The sequence below is a fragment of the Streptomyces fuscigenes genome, from assembly GCF_021556455.1.
Classification (GTDB): domain Bacteria; phylum Actinomycetota; class Actinomycetes; order Streptomycetales; family Streptomycetaceae; genus Streptomyces; species Streptomyces fuscigenes.
Genome location: NZ_JAKGCV010000630.1, coordinates 1 through 2,444, shown reverse-complemented (window position 1 = coordinate 2,444; position 2,444 = coordinate 1). Strand labels below are relative to the sequence as shown.

Below are 2,444 nucleotides of genomic sequence, written 5' to 3'. Positions count from 1 at the left end.
CCGCGGCACGCGGCGGGGACGCCGTCGCCCAGGCCGCGCGGGCCGCGTCGCTGCACGCGGCGGAGGGCGTCGCGTCGGTCGTCGTGGACTGCGAGTCGGGGCCGGTGCGCCTCGGCCTGGCCGGTTCGCTGGCGCAGGCGCTCGGCGGCACCGCGGTGACGCTGGACGAGCTGCGCGCCGACGCGATCGCCGGCCTCGTCAAGGACGTACGGGACGCCCAGCACGCGCGCGACGCCCGCCACAGCACCTCCACCGACACGAGAAGGGCCGCCTGATGCCCCAGGGAAAGCCGGAGGCCGTCCCCGACGACGGCCTCACCACGCGCCAGCGGCGCAACCGTGCGCTCGTCCTCGTCCACACCGGTCCGGGCAAGGGCAAGTCGACGGCCGCGTTCGGCCTGGCGCTGCGCGCCTGGACGCAGGGCTGGCCGATCGGCGTGTTCCAGTTCGTGAAGTCCGCGAAGTGGCGCGTCGGCGAGGAGAAGGCACTCACCACGCTCGGCGCGAGCGGCGAGGGCGGCACCGTCGCCTGGCACAAGATGGGCGCGGGCTGGTCCTGGGTCCAGCGCGACAGCCAGCTGTCCAACGAGGAGGCGGCCCGGGAGGGCTGGGAGCAGGTCAAGCGCGACCTCGCCGCCCAGACGCACCGCCTCTACGTGCTCGACGAGTTCGCCTACCCGCTGCACTGGGGCTGGGTGGACACGGCCGAGGTCGTCGAGGTGCTGCGCGACCGGCCCGGCACCCAGCACGTGGTCATCACGGGCCGCAACGCCCCGCAGGAGCTGATGGACTTCGCGGACCTCGTGACGGAGATGACGAAGGTGAAGCACCCGATGGACGCGGGTCAGAAGGGCCAGCGAGGCATCGAATGGTGACGCCCGGCGCCGCGCGGACGACCGCGGGAGCGGACCGGGGCGCGGGCCCGGCGCGACAGCCGGGGACCGCCCGGGCAGCGGGCGCCGCCGGGACGGCGGAGGCGCGGGTGGCGGCGTGGTGAGCGCCGTCCCGCGGCTGGTCGTCGCCGCGCCGTCCTCCGGCAGCGGCAAGACCACCGTCGCCACCGGCCTGATGGCCGCGTTCACCGGGCGCGGCCTCACCGTGTCCCCGCACAAGGTCGGGCCGGACTACATCGACGCCGGCTACCACGCGCTCGCCGTCTCGGGCAGCGGCCCGGTCGTGCGGCCGGGGCGCAACCTCGACGCGTACCTGTGCGGGCCCGAGCTGGTGGCGCCGCTGTTCGCGCACGGCGCCGCGGGCTGCGACCTCGCCGTCGTGGAGGGCGTGATGGGCCTGTACGACGGGGCCGCGGGCCAGGGCGAGCTCGCCTCGACCGCGCACGTGGCCAAGCTGCTGCGGGCGCCGGTCGTGCTGGTGGTCGACGCGTCCTCGCAGTCGCGCTCGGTGGCGGCGCTGGTGCACGGCTTCGTCGGCTTCGACCCGGACGTGCGGGTCGGCGGGGTGATCCTGAACAAGGTGGGCTCCGACCGGCACGAGGCGCTGCTGCGCGAGGCCCTGGACGACTGCGGGGTGCCCGTCCTCGGCGTGCTGCGCCGGTCGGACGGCGTGGGCACGCCCTCGCGCCATCTCGGCCTGGTGCCGGTGGCGGAGCGGCAGGCCGACGCCGTCGCGGCGACCCGGGCGCTCGCGGAGCACGTACGGGCGGGCTGCGACCTCGACGCGCTGCTGGCGCTCGCCCGCTCCGCGCCGCCGCTCGACGCGCCGGCCTGGGACCCGTCGGACGCGGTCGGCGGCGGCCCGGTGACCGACGCGCGGCCCGTGGTCGCGGTGGCGGGCGGTTCCGCGTTCACGTTCTCGTACGCGGAGCAGACCGAGCTGCTGCGGGCGGCCGGCGCGGACGTCGTCACGTTCGACCCGCTGCGCGACGACGGCCTGCCGCCGCGCACCGCGGCGCTGGTCGTGGGCGGCGGCTTCCCCGAGGTGTACGCGCCGGAGCTGTCGGCCAACGACGAGCTGCGGCGCGCGGTGGCCGCGCTGGCGCACTCGGGTGCGCCGGTCGCGGCCGAGTGCGCGGGGCTGCTCTACCTCGCCCGGTCGCTCGACGGCCGGCAGATGTGCGGGGTGCTGGACGCCGACGCGCGGATGACCGAGCGGCTGACGCTGGGCTACCGGGAGGCCGTCGCGATCGGGGACAGCTCGATCGCCGAGGCCGGGACGCGCACGCGCGGCCACGAGTTCCACCGCACGGTCCTGGAGCCGGGCGCGGGCCCGTATCCGGCCTGGGGACTGGTGCGGCCCGAGCGGCGCATGGAGGGCTTCGTACGGCGGGGGGTGCACGCCAGCTACCTGCACACCCACTGGGCGGCCACTCCCGAGTTCGCGACCCGCTTCGTGCGGCGGGCGGCGGCCGCGGCGGGCGGCGCGTGAGCGGGGCGGACGAGCCGGGAAGGCGCTCGCGGGGGCGCGCCCCGGGCCCGGGCAGCGTCG

2 protein-coding genes and 1 pseudogene are annotated in these 2,444 nt (G+C 77.2%); all 3 read left to right on the top strand.

All coding sequences use genetic code 11. The features are described from left to right. A pseudogene (locus L1885_RS27145) lies at positions 1–275 on the top strand (magnesium chelatase); the annotation flags it as partial. Further along, the gene (cobO, locus tag L1885_RS27140) at positions 275–874 is read left to right on the top strand and encodes a cob(I)yrinic acid a,c-diamide adenosyltransferase (RefSeq protein WP_235799804.1); all 600 of its coding nucleotides are present in this window, start codon (positions 275–277) and stop codon (positions 872–874) included. The pseudogene L1885_RS27145 and the gene cobO, both read left to right, overlap by 1 nt. 118 nt (positions 875–992) lie before the next feature. Next, the gene (locus L1885_RS27135) at positions 993–2,384 is read left to right on the top strand and encodes a cobyrinic acid a,c-diamide synthase CobB (protein WP_235799803.1); all 1,392 of its coding nucleotides are present in this window, start codon (positions 993–995) and stop codon (positions 2,382–2,384) included. The last annotated feature ends 60 nt before the right edge of the window (positions 2,385–2,444 follow it).